The sequence below is a fragment of the Thalassotalea sp. PP2-459 genome, assembly GCF_001913705.1.
GTDB lineage: Bacteria > Pseudomonadota > Gammaproteobacteria > Enterobacterales > Alteromonadaceae > Thalassotalea_C > Thalassotalea_C hakodatensis.
Genome location: NZ_MKQD01000046.1, coordinates 39,132 through 53,982 on the forward strand (window position 1 = coordinate 39,132; position 14,851 = coordinate 53,982).

The 14,851-nt window shown below is 38.0% G+C and carries 12 protein-coding genes and 1 pseudogene; all 13 read right to left on the bottom strand.

Annotated features, from left to right (window positions below; genetic code table 11):
* Positions 1-22: 22 nt before the first annotated feature.
* Positions 23-1,102, bottom strand: a pseudogene (locus tag BI291_RS18595) (ABC transporter substrate-binding protein).
* Positions 1,103-1,169: 67 nt separating this feature from the next.
* Positions 1,170-3,983 carry a DUF349 domain-containing protein gene (locus BI291_RS11775; RefSeq protein ID WP_074498966.1) on the bottom strand — a complete coding sequence of 938 codons (2,814 nt, stop codon included), beginning with the start codon at positions 3,981-3,983 and terminating at the stop codon, positions 1,170-1,172.
* Positions 3,980-4,291, bottom strand: coding sequence for a YeaC family protein (locus BI291_RS11780; RefSeq protein WP_083602024.1), 312 nt, complete (start codon positions 4,289-4,291; stop codon positions 3,980-3,982). The genes BI291_RS11775 and BI291_RS11780 overlap by 4 nt, the downstream gene beginning before the upstream one ends.
* Positions 4,292-4,293: 2 nt before the next feature.
* Positions 4,294-4,623, bottom strand: coding sequence for a zinc-ribbon domain-containing protein (locus BI291_RS11785; RefSeq protein ID WP_074498968.1), 330 nt, complete (start codon positions 4,621-4,623; stop codon positions 4,294-4,296).
* Positions 4,624-4,722: 99 nt separating this feature from the next.
* A complete protein-coding gene (locus BI291_RS11790; protein ID WP_074498969.1) occupies positions 4,723-6,201 on the bottom strand; it encodes a sodium:alanine symporter family protein in 1,479 nt (492 codons plus the stop codon).
* A gap of 38 nt (positions 6,202-6,239) precedes the next feature.
* Complete coding sequence (locus BI291_RS11795) at positions 6,240-7,367, bottom strand: M14-type cytosolic carboxypeptidase (RefSeq protein WP_074498970.1); 1,128 nt, start codon at positions 7,365-7,367, stop codon at positions 6,240-6,242.
* 68 nt (positions 7,368-7,435) lie between these two features.
* Complete coding sequence (locus BI291_RS11800; protein WP_254849571.1) at positions 7,436-7,915, bottom strand: peroxiredoxin; 480 nt, start codon at positions 7,913-7,915, stop codon at positions 7,436-7,438.
* Positions 7,916-8,044: 129 nt separating this feature from the next.
* Positions 8,045-9,325, bottom strand: coding sequence for a serine--tRNA ligase (gene serS / locus BI291_RS11805; RefSeq protein ID WP_074498972.1), 1,281 nt, complete (start codon positions 9,323-9,325; stop codon positions 8,045-8,047).
* Between the two features lie 20 nt (positions 9,326-9,345).
* Positions 9,346-9,747 carry a fluoride efflux transporter CrcB gene (gene crcB, locus BI291_RS11810; protein ID WP_139302610.1) on the bottom strand — a complete coding sequence of 134 codons (402 nt, stop codon included), beginning with the start codon at positions 9,745-9,747 and terminating at the stop codon, positions 9,346-9,348.
* Positions 9,731-11,086, bottom strand: coding sequence for a replication-associated recombination protein A (locus BI291_RS11815; RefSeq protein ID WP_074498973.1), 1,356 nt, complete (start codon positions 11,084-11,086; stop codon positions 9,731-9,733). Before BI291_RS11815 ends, crcB begins: the two co-directional genes overlap by 17 nt.
* Positions 11,073-11,741, bottom strand: a complete 669-nt coding sequence (lolA, locus tag BI291_RS11820) for an outer membrane lipoprotein chaperone LolA (RefSeq protein WP_074498974.1) — start codon at positions 11,739-11,741, stop codon at positions 11,073-11,075. The genes BI291_RS11815 and lolA overlap by 14 nt, the downstream gene beginning before the upstream one ends.
* 4 nt (positions 11,742-11,745) lie before the next feature.
* Complete coding sequence (locus BI291_RS11825; RefSeq protein ID WP_074498975.1) at positions 11,746-14,244, bottom strand: DNA translocase FtsK; 2,499 nt, start codon at positions 14,242-14,244, stop codon at positions 11,746-11,748.
* Positions 14,245-14,316: 72 nt separating this feature from the next.
* Positions 14,317-14,796 carry a leucine-responsive transcriptional regulator Lrp gene (gene lrp / locus BI291_RS11830; protein ID WP_074498976.1) on the bottom strand — a complete coding sequence of 160 codons (480 nt, stop codon included), beginning with the start codon at positions 14,794-14,796 and terminating at the stop codon, positions 14,317-14,319.
* Positions 14,797-14,851 lie beyond the last annotated feature (55 nt).

Here is a 14,851-nt window from a genome sequence, read left to right on the forward strand (position 1 = left end):
GTAACCATACTAATACGTGAAACTACTGGTGCAATGAAGTTAAAACATGATGAAAAGAGAAGTCATAACTTGTCTTTTCATTATTGACTAACGAAAACAGAGAAAAATCTACCTGCCGCCAGTCTACCTTGTTAGTTAATACTTTGTATTGTTCAATATTATCACGTGTTATTGCTTCGAGATCGTAGGTTTTGCCGAGGTCGCCTGGTTTAAAAAAAGATTTGCCATTATGGTGATCGTAAAGCTTAATAAGCGCCCAGGCTGTTTGCATGAAATGACCTCCAACGCTAGCCGCAATACGCCCATTTTCAATTTCTTTCAAACCTTCTTCTGTCCAGTCTACCCCACCAATAATCATGTTAGTATTTAAGCCTTTGTAACCACTATCAATTGAATCTAAAACCCCCAATGCCATACCATCAGAAGCAGCCCATGCGATATCTATATGACCAAATCTAGCATTGAGTTGAAAGATAATATTTCTACTTCGTTCCCTACTCCAAATAGCAGGTACAACTTGCACTAAAGATACAAAGTCAGTTTCTGCAATTGCTAATTCTAATCCTTGTGTGCGTTCGTTCGACTCACCACTAAAACTTCCCGCTAAACCTATTGCGACAATGTTTTTGTTTTGCTGCTATTTCTTTGCTGCTTTTATCAGCTCATCAGCGAGTAATCGCCCTGCAAACACATTGTCGTGAAACACTTCTCCAAGCCAATAAGAAAATTTTTGCTGGGGAAAGCCGATCATTGTTTGTTCATGTTTTTTTAAGGTTCGTTCGATGGTCACAAATGGAATTTTAGCATGTTCGAGGCGCTCAAATGTATTAACGGCATTGCCATCATAGGGCATGAAAATAAGATAATCTGGTTTGTTATCTGCCGCAATTACTTGTTCGATGGCTTTAAAATTATAGATGCGGTTATCTTTACCGTAAACAATTGTAAGGTTAATAGAAAGGTCTTCTGCCGCAGCTTTTGCTACGGCAGTCACTCTATCCCAAAATGGTGTGCCAGGTACTGAAGGGTTTACGAAAGTAACATTAATGGCAAAACAACTAAAATGAATCAGCCCGATGAAAAAGAGTAAAAACAATTTCATGCTATCTCCCCTTTAAACTCTTATAACTATAGCAGGAAAATAAGAGTTCAATGGGAAGGCAAGTTATTTATTCAATATTGAATGCGCTGTTATTTAAAAAAGCTGGCTTGATACGAGTTAATAGTGGAACATCTTCTTCAATTAGTTTTCCAAGTGACAACCATTGGCTAAATAACAGCTCAATGTCAGTCATATTTTTTAATGTCATTTTTGCTTGCATAAGCGCGACTTGAGCTTGTAATTTTTGACTCGCATCAGCTTCTGCTGAATCGAGATCAGCCAGCACTTCAATAGCAAACGTTTTTTCTAAACGCTGTGCATTGTCGCGTTCAGTTGCAGTCACGCAAGTTGTTATTTTCTTTTTCCAACTATTAGTCAATGTCTCAAAAGTGTTGTTAGGCATTTCTTCACCTTTGGCAATAGCCGTTAGCAAATCAAATATTACTTGCCAATGTTCCTGTTGTTGGTGCTCTTTAATTTTTTCACGTTGCTGTGTTAACTGAGTAATAGCACTCTCTATTGAAGTACTGACTTTTTTAGCAATATTTTGTTGCTTAGATTCTTCAGCCAACAATGTAAGTTGTTTTATACCGGCGGTTATAGATGTAATTTCGTTACTACAGTGTTGAACGATAGCTTCAACTTGCTCTTTAACCTGATTAACTTGTTGTTTAGCTTGCTCATCAGCTTGGGCACTGTCAGCAAATTTGCGTGCAAATATTTCATCGTTTACTTGCCTAAACTGTTGCCATAATTTATTTTCTGCATCGTGACCACTAAAGCCAATTTTTTTCCATGAATTCTGTAAAGATTTTGCTTCATTAGCCGCTAGATTTGTATCCGCTAAGTTTTGCAACTCTTTGGCTTTAGCAATCAATGTTAATTTGGCATGTTCATTATTCTGATATTGTGAATTTAATGCTTGATTTAAAGGCGAAACAACACGGTTAAATTCACGGTTTAATTGCTTATATTTTGCACGTTCTACTTCACCAGCTTGACGCCATTTTTGCATTAATGTGCGTAATGAGCTTGCAACGGCTTTATCTATTTCAGCATTTAAATCTGTTGCACTGACTAATTGCTTAGCTTGTTCAATGAAACTTAGTCGTGCAGCGTAGTTTCTTTCTCTTATCGCTTCTTGCTCAGCAAAATATGTACGGCATGGCGCGAATGCAAGCTCACAATATTCGTTAAATTTTGTATTTAATGCTTGTTCTAGTGTGTCATCAGCATGCCCTAAACTATTCCATTGTTGGCGAAACATTTTCACTTTATCAGCTTGTGCTTTTGGATTATCTAAAGGTTGTTTTGCCAGTTGTTCAACGTCTGATAATAATGCTTGCTTTTTAGGGGTTGAAACATAATGTTCCCAATCATTTAGCTCGGCTAATTGCTCTTCAACGTTTAAATATAATTTCGATAAACGAGCTTGTTGCTTCTCCTGTAACTTTTCGAACATCGTTTTGGCACCTTTAAAAACACCAAAAGCAGCATTGTATTTACCTATGTGGATCAAGTGCTTTGTATCGTTCAGTTTTCGTTGTGTATGTCTAAAGTCAGATTCACGTTGTTTTTTAAACGGCGCAATTGCTTGTTGCCATTTAGTATTAATTTCTTGATAAGCTTCTGTGACATAATCAGGTAGATAATCAGATGCCTGTTGATAACACTTTTTCCAGTTAGATAACCAATCATAATATTGCGGCACAAGCGCATCGTATTGCATAATAGATTCAGGCACTGCCTTTTGTGAGAACGATGCTATTAGCTGTGTTGCCTGTGCGTTGGCTTCAATAATGTCTGAAATTCTGTCTAACCTTTGGCTAATCACTTGTAAATTTTGTTGCAAGGTTTTTTGTTGATTAGTCGATAATTGACTGCTTTTTAATTCAGTAATTAACAACGCTGTTTGCTGTGTAATTTCTTCAACTTGTTCAGTGTTTTCATTTAAAATAACATCATGAAGCTGATTTTTTAATGTTTGAACTGCTTCTGAAAACGCTTTGTGCTCTGCAATGCGATTTAACTCTTGTTGTTTGATTATTTTCTGCTGCTCAAATGCTTCTGCATTCGCACGTTGTGCATGTATTACTTGTTGGCTGATTTCTTGGTATTTAGCAGCCAATACTTCTTGTTTCGCTGAAGATAAACAATCAAACTGTGCTCTTAAAGTTAACCATTGACCATCGTAGTCATGTTGTTTATCAAGAAGTAGTTGATATTCTTTTTCATCTTTAAGGGCTAAATATTTTGATAACAATAATTGGCAAGACTTTTCGAGTTTATTGGGGAGCTCTTGCTGAGCTTTTAGTGTTGATATACGTAAAGCAATCTGTTGCTCAATACCTTCGGTACAAGAATACTTAACCAGTTTTTCTAGTTGTTCAATGGTTAATTTATCATCAAGTAACGCTTGTTGTATTTTAGGCTGCTGATGATGTTTAAACACAGAGGTAAGTAATTGTGGCTTATCTATACGTTTAAAAAGTGTATTGATCATCTCTGGATCAGATTCAGTTTTTAACCAATGCTCCAAGATGCCTTTATTCATACGAACATCATTAATAAGTTGATGTTTGCATTCGATAGATAACGCGTTTGAAGACGACCCCATAAGTTGTTTCTCAAGTTGTGCTTGAGAAAACTTACGTATCGATGCCATATCATTATCATGTGCAGCAGCTAGATACACAAAAATATTATCTATTTTAAGTAAAGCTGTTCGTCTGACTAGGTCACTTGGGTCTTGCTGAATAAGTGTATTTAGAATGTCATGTTCCGTGTCGTTATCAACACTTAATTCATTTTCTATTGCTTGTATGCGTACATTAGCATTTTTATGTTGCCAATTCGCTTTGAAAAACCGATCAAATATCATTGTGTTTTAAACCTAGCAATTTCTAACTCGCTTTTATCACAAGATTGAATTTCTTGTGGTGAATACCCAGTAAACTCTTCTTTTAATTGGCGCTTTGTTTTATTGATAATTTGACCATCAGCCCCAACAGATAACATTTCATCAGAATTAAGATGCTTTGCTTGATATGCCATTGAAAGTTGTAATGCAGATTCTCGTTGAGCATCGTCTACAATACTACCTTCAGGCCACTTACCTGTTTCTGCGGCATATCTGAGTCGTTCGTACATTTCAAATGGCATACTCTCTATAGCCGTCAAAATATCCATGATTACTTTCTTCTTCTTTTTAATAAAATTAGTTGTATACGTGTCGCGATGTACATAAAAAAGCCGATGATAACGGCGCCAACAGAGATGTAAAACTCAGTAGTACCCAATTGAACATTTTGCGAGTAATAATATAAAAAACCACCACAAAACAGTAACATTGCGATGAACGAGTATGTCATTATCCGCTGGGATTTTTTGATAAAATTTACCTTTTGCATAGTAGCAAATTTTTCTTGATCAAAGTCTTCTAGCTCTAAAGCGCAATGAGGACAAACTTTTGCTTTATCAGAAATTTTTTTATTACACTGTGGGCAGTTGATTACAGCCATTTTCTACTCCCTATATTTAATCTAAGGTATTCTACAAAAAAACGCCCGAAAGGCGTTTTTTATTTTTAATTATCTTACTAATTTTAAGCGAATAAACAATTACTTTCTATTTTCCCAAAATTCAGCATTTTTGATGTCAAGTGCTTTTGGATCAAAGGTATATTTTTCTACACCCTCTTTTTGCTGTCTTTCGTAATCTCTTAATGCCTTTATCGCAGGTTTAGACATAAAGAAAATAATGATTATACCAACAATATTAAGCCATGCCATCAAGCCTACACCAATATCACCCATTCCCCAAGCAGCATTTGGTTCAGCGACGGTACCATAAAATACAGCGCACATAATAACGACCTTTAATAGAAAACGCAGCGCAGGCATTTTAACGGTTCGGTTGATATATGAAACGTTATTCTCAGCAATAAAGTAATAAGCAAGTACCGTAGTAAATGCAAAGAAAAACAATGCTAATGCTATAAATGGTTTACCAATACCTTGAAGCACGCTATCAACTGCAAGCTGAGTAAAGCCTGGGCCATTAATCACAACATCTGCTGAAACATTTTGTACGATAAACACACTGCTACCTTCCGGCATAACATTGTATTGTTGAGTAATTAAGATCATAAAGGCCGTTGCAGAACAAACAAACAATGTATCTATATAAACTGAAAATGCTTGTACTAAGCCTTGCTGTGCTGGGTGATCAACTTCAGCTGCAGCTGCAGCATGAGGCCCTGTACCTTGACCTGCTTCATTTGAGTAAACACCACGTTTTACCCCCCAACCAATTGCAGCACCAAAGCCGGCCATTGGTGTAAAAGCATCAGAAATAATACTCATAAAAATGCCAGGTAACATATCAATATTTAACGCAATAATTGAACATGCAATTAATATGTAGGCTAATGCCATGAACGGCACTACAATCTGTGTGAAACTTGCGATACGCTTAACACCACCAAAAATAATGAAACCAAGCATTAATACAATAAATACCGCGGCATATACTTTCGTTAATGGTAATTCCCCCATGAATGAGTTAACCGTGCCACCTTCGCCAAATACATTAACGAGTGAATCACCGATACCATTCGATTGCACAACAGGGAGCAATAAGCCACATGCAACAATTGTCGCTAACGCAAATATCCAAGCGTACCATTTTTGCCCCATCGCTTTTTCAAAGTAATAAGCTGGACCACCACGATAAACGCCGTTTTCTTCTTCTTTGAAAATTTGCGCGCTAGTTGACTCAACATATGCAGTCGCAGCGCCTAAGAAGGCAACAACCCACATCCAAAATACAGCACCTGGCCCGCCAAAACCTATAGCCGCTGCAACACCGGCAATATTACCCGTTCCCACGCGACCAGATAAGGATACTGCCAGTGCCTGGAAAGACGAGATCCCTTTTTCTGAACTTTTCCCTGACATTAATAAGCGCCACATTTCTCTAAAATGGCGTATCTGTGCAAAACGTGTTAACACTGAAAAGAAAATACCCGCACCTAAACATAAATAGATAAGGTAAGAACTCCAAATGTAACTGTTAAGCGTATTAACAAATTGTTCCACTGCAAACTCCTGAAATTATTATAATTATTAAATTTTTATTATCTTAAATCATCAACAAGATGATAGATAGCCGTTAATACATCTTTACCCAATATTCTACTACGGTTATCTGACCAGCCCATTTCTGTATCTGGTAGCAATATATTATCTTTAAAAGGCATTTCTAGTGTGTATGCTAAACAATTGAATTGCTCACCCACCCAATTAGATCCTAAGCTTAAGTTCGCTTTTCCAGGTTCATCTTTTTCGTAACCTTTATCATCTTGAAACTCAGGTGTAATAGCAAGCAAGATATCTTTAAAGGAATTTTCTAATTTTGCTAATCGCTCATCGTATGACGGAATGCCTTCACCACCTGCAACGAAGTTATAAGGTAGGGCTTCGTCACCATGTATATCTAAGTGCATATCAACGCCGGTAGCCAGCATTTTTTCACGGACTAGGTATACTTCTGGGCTATTTTCCATCGTTGGGTTGTCCCATTCACGATTTAAGTTTACCCCTGCAGCGTTCGTTCTTAAATGTCCTCTAACTGAACCATCTGGATTCATATTTGGTACAAGATAAAAAACAGCGGTATTTAATAGACTAACAGCTACACCATCATCAATGTCGAGCAGTCGTTCTATAAAGCCTTCCATGAACCATTCAGCCATGGTTTCGCCAGGATGTTGGCGAGCGGTTAACCAGATAACTGGCTTACCTTCTGCTTCTTGCCCTACTTTTAAAACACTAATATCTCGGCCATCAAGCGTATGACCAAGTAACTGTAACTGACAGGCGTCGCTCAATTGTGCGTTATGTATTAATGACTGGTGTCGGTCATAACTATATGGAGCAAAATACGCAAAATATGTGCTATCAAATTCTGGAGTAAAGGTGATGGTTAAATTTTGCCCATCAAATTGGGTTGGTACACGGAACCAATGCTCTCGGTCATAGGAGGCTACGGCTTGGTAATCTTGCCAGCCTTCAACATAAGCTGCTTGGCCTGCATTGGTAATATGAAAAATATGTTCGGTATGTTCATTATTATGAACGTTGAAATGAAACCATTGATAAAACTCAGAATGATTATCTTTTTTTATTGCCAACTTAATATCTTTAATATTGGTGGCATCAATAACGTCAATGTTTCCGCTATCGAAATGTGAAGAAATGTGCATCGTTCGATTTAGCTTTTTTGATTTTATGAAACCCTAAGTGTACACAATCAAGCGTAAGATCAGAAGAACTAAAGTGATCTAATATAAAGACCTATTTCCGTTGAATATCCCATTGATTTAGAAATAACAGTATTTTGTTCATCTATAATGTAATAACTTGGATATCCGAGCACTTTGTATGCTTTTTTAATAGATTCATTTCCGTATGCAACGGGGAACGTTAGTTGATGACGACTGACAAAACGATCAACTTCCTCTTGTTCGATGAAGTCTAAACCAATTGCAATAACATCGATATGTGGATTTTTTTCATAAACGGCTTGAAGGTTGCCAATACTTGCGTGGCAAACACTGCACCAAGGAGCAAAGAAATAAAGTACTGTTTTTTTGGTGGGAGTTAACGAAACTGTTTGCCCTATTGTTGTTTCAAGTACAAATTGCTCCGATGCCATCGAGGTATCAGTAGAAAGCATATCAATTTGCTTGATAAACGACAAAAACTGAAAAATAATAAAAAATACAATAATTTGTATGGCTATACTTTTCAAAAAAAACTCCAACCAAATATGTGTTAGGCTTAAGTAGACCTTGTATGCTGTAACATAATTTCTTTAAAAGCAAAAAAGGGGTCAGGTACATTTAATAAATTGTACCTGACCCCTTTTATAAAGTATCTCTTAGCCGATTTTGGTTGCGCCTTTCATGTATGGGCGCAGCACTTCTGGTATTTCAATGCTGCCGTCAGCTTGTTGATAGTTTTCAAGTACCGCTACCAGTGTACGTCCAACCGCTAACCCAGAGCCATTTAATGAATGCAACAATTCAGGCTTATTGGTTTCACTATTACGAAAACGTGCTTGCATTCTTCTCGCTTGAAAATCTCCCATATTTGAACATGAAGAAATTTCACGATACGTATTTTGAGCCGGTAACCACACTTCAATGTCAAAGGTTTTCGTCGCACTAAAACCAATGTCTCCTGTACATAAAACGACTGTGCGAAAAGGTAAACCTAGTTTTTCCAGTATCTTTTCAGCATGGCCGGTTAATTCGTCTAACGCTTTCATAGACTCAGAAGGTTTTACAAGTTGCACCATTTCAACTTTATCGAATTGATGTTGACGGATCAAACCACGAATATCGCGACCTGATGATCCCGCTTCACTTCGAAAACAAGGTGTATGGGCACACATTTTAATCGGCAAGGTATTTTCGTCGACTATTTCATCACGAACTAAATTAGTAAGTGGTACTTCAGCTGTTGGGATCAATGAAAATTGTCTTGATGCTAAATCAGTATGGAATAAGTCTTCACCAAATTTAGGTAACTGCCCTGTTCCATATAATGAGTCATGATTAACTAAGTAAGGTACATACATTTCTTCGTAGCCATGTTCTTCAGTATGCACGTCTAACATAAATTGTGCTAATGCACGGTGTAACTTTGCAATACCGCCACGCATGACAGCGAAACGTGTACCGGCAAGCTTTGCACCACTTTCAAAATCTAAGCCTTTATCAAGTGCAGTTGCTAAATCAACATGATCTTTAACATCAAATTCGAACGTCTTAGGGGTTCCCCATTTGCGAACCTCAATATTATCGTCTTCACTTTCACCCATAGGTACTGATTCATCAGTTAAATTAGGGATCGCAGAAGCAATGTCATTAATTTGCGCCAATACCTTTTCTTGCTCTTGTTTCGCCGCTTCTAGTTCATCGCCAAGTTTACCAACCTCTGCTAATAAAGGCTGAATGTCTTCGCCGCGAGCTTTTGCTTGGCCAATGGACTTAGAACGGGTATTGCGTTGACTTTGTAATTCTTGTGTTTTGACTTGTATCGCTTTACGTTGTTCTTCTAACTGCGTTAATAAAGCGGTATCTAAAGTAAAACCACGTTTTGCTAATATAGCTGCTGTTGCCGCTACGTCTGTTCTTAAATATTTTGCATCAAGCATTGTTCATTCACGTCTAAAGTTTATTTGTGTAAAAGAGTAACTAAATACATACCTAAACCAGCTGCTAATATACATAAGCTGACATTAAGTAGTACATTGATTATGGCTTTCATTATTTCGCCTTGTTGCATTAAGAGCAAGGTATCGAGCGAAAATGTTGAAAATGTTGTGAAGGCTCCTAAAAAACCAATTCCGATAAGTGTGCGATAAACGCTCACTTCGATGACACCTTGTTCTATTAAACCGTATAAAGTGCCCATGATCAACGAACCGGAAATATTAACCGCCAACGTGGCAAAAGGGAATCCCTTTCCTAACCAATTAAAGATTAATTGCGAAAGAAAAAATCGGAAACTTGCACCAGCGGCACCACCTAATGCAACTAATGCGTATAAGGTGACTTGATTAATAGCGCTGGTCATCTGACTGCCGGTTTAATTGTTGTAAAAATGCTAACTTATCTTTTAATTGCTTTTCTAAACCACGATCAGTAGGTTGATAAAAACTCGTATGGCAAATTTCAGGTGGAAAATAATTCTCTCCGGCAGCAAATGCGTTCGGCTCATTATGCGCGTAGCGATATTCTTGCCCGTGACCAAGCTCTTTGGTAATGCTACTGGTTGAATTTTTTAAGTGTAAAGGAACATCTAATGAGCTGGTTTCTTTAGCCAACGATAATGCTTGTTTAAACGCGGAATATACTGCATTGCTTTTTGGTGCTAAAGCCATATATACGGTAGCTTGAGCGATTGCTCGTTCACCTTCAGCTGGACCCACTCGTTGAAAGGTATCCCAGGCATTAATTGCTAACTGCATTGCTCTTGGATCGGCGTTTCCAATATCTTCACTTGCTATCGCCAGTAATCTTCTTGCCACATATAACGCATCACCACCGCCAGTTAGAATACGAGCATACCAATACAAGGCTGCATCAGGGTCTGATCCTCGTACCGATTTATGAAATGCACTGATCAAATCATAAAAGGCATCACCACCTTTGTCATATAACGCAATTTTATTACCAGCAACTTGTTTTATGGTAGCTAGAGTGATCTCAATTGTATTTTTATTTGGCTCAGCTAGGTCAATACAGTTTTCAAGCAAGTTTAATAACCTTCGCGCATCACCATCTGCTAATAGTACAAGTTGTTTTGCTGATTTTTCGGGTAATGAGACTGACAATGTTTTTGTTTGTAAAATATGTGCTAACGCACGTGATAACACTAATGAAAGTTCCTGCTCAGACAGTTTTTTTAAGTTGTATACGCGCGCCCGTGATAAAATGGCTTTATTGAGTTCAAAGGCTGGGTTTTCTGTTGTAGCGCCAATAAAAATAATAGTACCGTCTTCAATGAAGGGTAAAAAGGCGTCTTGCTGGCTTTTATTAAATCGATGAACTTCATCAACAAATAAAATAGTACGTTTATGCTGATGAATGGCTCTCGCTTTTGCATCATCAATAGCTTGTCTAATTTCTTTTATCCCACTCGTGACCGCAGAAACTCTAGCGATATCTGCATTTGCATGAGTTGCAATAATTTCAGCTAAGGTCGTTTTACCTGTCCCTGGCGGCCCCCAAAAAATTAAAGAATGACACTTACCCTGGCCAATAGCCTGATGAAGTGGCATTCCCGGAGCGAGAATATGTTGCTGGCCGACATATTCATCCAAAGTACGAGGACGAAGCTGTGCTGCTAGCGGCTGAAATTCATGTATTTTATCGTCAAAGCCGAGCGCTAACTCGCCATTAGCGTTGGTCATCTAAATACACACCTTCAGGCACTTTAAATTGAAAGAGTTCCGCGTCTATTTTACTCTGACTATCCACCTCTGACAGAACTATATCACTTACTTGCCCCGTGGCGTCAGTAATCGTGAATTGTTTAATATTGACGGATGTTGGTTCAAAGGTGATCGAAAGAGATTGTACTTGGGCATTATCGTCAATAGAAGATAGCGTAAAATGCATATCAGACTGCTTAATTACCTGATATTGAGCCCATAGTTGGTCATCATCACTGGTCAGTAACAAAATGGGTGTGTTGGCAATAGAATCTTGTAAACTATAAGCGGTGGCTTGCTCAATAAAAGGATCAAATAGCCACAATGATTCACCGTCAGAGACAATCAACGATTCTTCGGGTTGCTTCGTATGCCAATACACTAAATTAGGTTTTTGTACTGCAAGTTTACCTGTTGTACGTTGCAGTTCGGTACCTGCACCATCACTAACTTGTTGAGCAAAAGCTGCTGAAAAATGCTCTAGCTTCGCTAGACGTGTTTTTAGTAATTGTTTATCTGACATTTCACTGCGGGTATTTTTTATGACAACTGTTTGTTCTGCCACAACATAAGTACTGCCAGTAGAGAATAAGCTACCAGCAAGCACTAGGTTGATTAATGATTGATACTTCATAAAATTAATCCTTAATTGGAGGTGGTGCTAATACTTCACGCGCACCATTTTGGCCTGGCATACTCACTACGCCTTGCGCTTCCATATCTTCAACAATACGAGCCGCTCGGTTATAACCAATTCTAAATTTTCGTTGAATACTAGAAATCGACACGCGTCGGGTTTCGGTGACAAACGCTAATGCTTCATCATATAATGCATCAAGCTCTGCGTCTTCACTCGCTTCGGCTTGTTCACTCGGTAATAACACATCTTGCTCACCTTGACCTGATAGAATATCTTCTATGTAGTCTGGCTCTGCGCGTGATTTCCAGTCAGACACAACAGCGTGTACTTCATGGTCATCAACAAAGGCACCATGAACACGCATAGGAATTGCTTCACCAGGGGGTAAATAAAACATATCACCCATACCAAGTAATTGTTCAGCACCTTGCTGATCTAAAATAATACGTGATTCAATTCTTGATTGAACCCTTAGCGCCATACGCGTAGGTATATTCGCTTTAATTAATCCTGTTATTACATCTGCTGAAGGACGCTGAGTAGCTAAAATTAAATGAATACCCGCAGCCCTTGCCTTTTGCGCAATACGTGCAATTAACTCTTCTACCTTTTTACCCACAATCATCATCATGTCAGCAAATTCATCAACAATGATAACAATAGAAGGCAGTTTTTCTAATGTCGGTGGAGTTTGTGTAAATGCATCGGTCGGTTGCCATAATGGGTCAATCATTGGCTCGCCAGCTTCTATTGCTTTACTTACTTTATCATTGAAGCCTTTAAGGTTTCTTACGCCTAACTTAGACATTAATTGATAACGACGCTCCATTTCACCAACACACCAACGCAAGGCGTTAGCGGCTTCTTTCATGTCAGTTACGACCTCAGAGAGTAAATGAGGTATTCCGTCATACACTGACAACTCTACTTGTTTTGGATCAATCATGATCATACGTACATCTTGTGGTGGTGACTTATACAAGATACTAACAATCATTGTATTAACGGCAACTGACTTACCTGAACCTGTTGTACCAGCAACTAATAAGTGTGGCATTTTAGCGAGATCAGCCACTACAGGGTTTCCTGAAATATCGCTTCCGATCCCCATCGCTAGGTTAGATTTAGATTTCTTAAACGCATCACAATGTAATACATCTGCAAAAAACACTGTTTCACGATATTTATTTGGTAACTCAATACCAATAACTGACTTACCTTCGATAACTTCAACTACCCGTACTGATTTAGCTGATAATGAACGAGCAATATCTTTGGAAAGGTTCGTTATTTTGCTTACTTTAACCCCTGGGGCTAAATCTAATTCAAAACGCGTGATCACAGGACCTGGTAATACGTCAACTACATCAGCTTTAACGCCAAACTCTAAAAGCTTCTCTTCTACTAAACGACTGACTTGATCAAGTTCATCTTGCGATATTGGGTGTTGTTTCTTATTAGGTTTATCTAACAACGATAAGGGTGGTAAACCAACATCTTTTACTTTGTTCGAGTGTTCGTCTACTTGATCAGTGGAGCTAGTAGGTTCTTCAACATGTATTTGATCTACTGGTTCTAATGCAGCGGTTATTTCTTCCGCACTAACGTGCTCTTGTACATTAATCGCGAGTGGTTCACCCATTAAGTCATCAATTGACACATAAGGTTCATTATCACGAAATGGTATGTCGTCTTTACTTTCAGCAAAAGGCTGTTCTGTGTTACTTGCTGTAATGCTGTCTAGATTAGCGAAAGGCTGAGATTCTTCTTCTGGCTCATTGTCGTATTCTTCAAGAGGTTGGTCTGTGGTTAATACAACAGAATTGTTATCTGAATAACTTACACCAGAAGTAGGCGTTTCTTGCATAGAAGCACTGAACTTGTCTTTTATCCATGCGGGCAAATCAGCTAATGCAATTACCCCATTAATTGTGTGCTCACCTAACAAATCAATTAAACGTATCAGAGATAAGCCAGTTAATAATACAAATCCCGTGGCTAAACACATTAAAAACAGTAACGTACTACCAACAAAAGATAAATAAGGTAAAACCCCTTGGCTTATTACATCACCAATGATGCCACCGGCAGAAAAGTAAAATACATCATCAAAATTCATGCTTGCGATGGCAGTTATACCAATAAAAAACATGATGAAGCCAATAAATTTAAGCCCTAAGGTTAGATAGTCAATCTGCATCAATTTATAATATTTTTGAAACGTTAGCCATCCAGTTAATGCAATGACAAAAGGCAAAATATAAGCAACGGCGCCAAACAAATTTAAAAATAAATCAGATAGAAAAGCCCCTACTGCACCGCCTAAATTACGTATATCATTCTGATACCCTGTTTGCGACCAACCAGGGTCTGCTGGGTCAAAACTGTATAACGCGATCATCATAAACATGGCAAAAACACACGACACCAACAACCCTGCTTCTAACAGTCGTTGAATACCATTTAGTTTACTGTTTGGCGCTACTTGATCTGACAATCTACTTTCCTTTTTACAAAACTTCTTTTTATAACCGCTAAAATACCAAACTAAACGAGCTAGATAAATGGTTTATCGCTTAATTGGTAGGATATTCGTCAATTTTACTTCTTCCATGACAACATAAGTTCTACTTTCACTGACAAATGGAAGTTTTAATAGTGTATCGCCAAGTAATTCTCGATAAGCTGCCATATCTGACACACGTGTTTTTAACAAAAAATCAAAATCACCAGAGACTAAATGACATTCTTGAATCACATCAATTTCTTGCACTGCCTTAGAGAAATCATCAAATACATCAGGACTGGTTCGTGTCAGGGTAATTTCGACAAACACTAATAAGGCTGCTTCTAACTTTTGTGGGTTAAGTGTTGCTTGGTAGCCGATAATATAATTGTCAGACTCTAATCGCTTAACCCTTTCCAAACATGGTGTAGGACTAAGGCCAACCCTTTTAGACAGTTCTACATTAGAAAGCCGACCATCTCTCTGTAATTCAGATAGAATGTTTTTGTCGATACGATCAAGTTTTTTCTCATTGTCAGCCATTTCTTTATATTTCTCTATTAAATTCTATTTATATAGTGATAAATTCTTAAAATAC